Raw genomic sequence first — 1297 nt, 5'->3', positions numbered from 1 at the left:
TGGCTCTTTTCTTGTTCGGTTCTACCGGAGTATCTTCGGCAGCGAATCTAGCTGACATCGGTTCGGGATGGTTTGTTAGCAACATTGGATCGGGGTGGTCTAAAACAAGCAGTGATACTGAATCAGGTTACCATGTGAGCAATATCGGTTCGGGATGGTCACCTAAGAGCAATATTGGTACAGGTTGGTCTCCATCGAACAGTGACATTGGCTCTGGATGGTCACCTTTGAGTAGCGATATTGGGACAGGGTGGAAAGTGAGTAACATCGGCTCTGGATGGAGTCCGTTGGCTAGTGATGTTGGAATTAATGAAAATGTATAGATTCAAGGCCATTCGGATAGCGACTCTTGGGTTCAAGGGTTGCTATCCTCTTTTGTTCAATCTGGCACATAATAATAGAGAGCAACTTAAGTGGGAAAAATGACACCCAATATATAACCATCCTTCGTTTGGATAACAACTAGAAGTTTATCGCCATCCTTTACCCTGAATATTTTATCGCCCTTGCGAATTTCATAGGTACGAGTGGCCTCCGGATACACAACATCTCCATCAGTTACGGGCTTCTCAACGATTTCATGAACCTTACCGATTTGTTCGCCTAAATTCTCTTTCGGGAAATTATCTCTGGTTTTCAGACTGTAGAGCTTATCATCTATATATAAATAACCAATGACCTCATCAAATACCTTTGTAAAATCAACTCCTTCCACAGCATCTTTTTTAGAACAGCTTATAAGTAATACGCATGAAAGCATGATGATGAGAAGTTTAGCTGTCTTCATACATAGCCCTCCTCGATATTTACTAAATTGCACAATATTGGGGTCTATTATCATCTTAACAAATAGTTACAGCGAATAATATCTTTCGGTTAGTTTTACTTAATTTATTCAAAAAAAGACCAACCCCCTCATGCTAACAGATAAAGGGTTCAGATTAAGAACTTTTTATCTCTATCAAAAGAGGGGGAAGACTTAATTGCTATTCAATTAAAAAGTCTTTGATATCGGCAACTTCGTTGTTGTAATCCATTCGAATATAATCTAGAATTTCAAACTGACCATCAATTTGTTCAATGGTGAACTTCAAGTTGATAACATCTCCAGAAAACATTCTCGAATTTCGATGATTTAAACTCTAAATGCGGCAAGCCAATCCCATGGAGCTGCCTTAAACGCATATTGAAACGCTTTTTTCACCCAATTTACAATCAACAACTCTTGGTACGTTTCGCATTCTTACTTACTACAATGTCATGGAAATTTGGGCAAAGCTGCTCCAGTATGCCAAGG

At 39.2% G+C, this 1297-nt stretch carries 2 protein-coding genes; one reads left to right on the top strand and one right to left on the bottom strand.

From position 1 onward, the window contains the following. Positions 1–323: hypothetical protein (locus BBG47_RS30245; RefSeq protein ID WP_217492547.1), on the top strand; the 323-nt coding region annotated here is incomplete at its 5' end. A gap of 86 nt (positions 324–409) precedes the next feature. On the opposite strand, the gene BBG47_RS28010 is transcribed toward BBG47_RS30245, so the two are convergent. Continuing rightward, positions 410–787, bottom strand: a complete 378-nt coding sequence (locus BBG47_RS28010) for a hypothetical protein (protein WP_065294468.1) — start codon at positions 785–787, stop codon at positions 410–412. Between the last annotated feature and the right edge of the window lie 510 nt (positions 788–1297).

Source organism: Paenibacillus sp. KS1 (assembly GCF_001680695.1).
In the GTDB taxonomy this organism is placed as follows: domain Bacteria; phylum Bacillota; class Bacilli; order Paenibacillales; family Paenibacillaceae; genus Paenibacillus_B; species Paenibacillus_B suaedae.
Note: the sequence above shows the minus strand (reverse complement) of the source record. Positions and strands in the feature narration are given on the sequence as shown.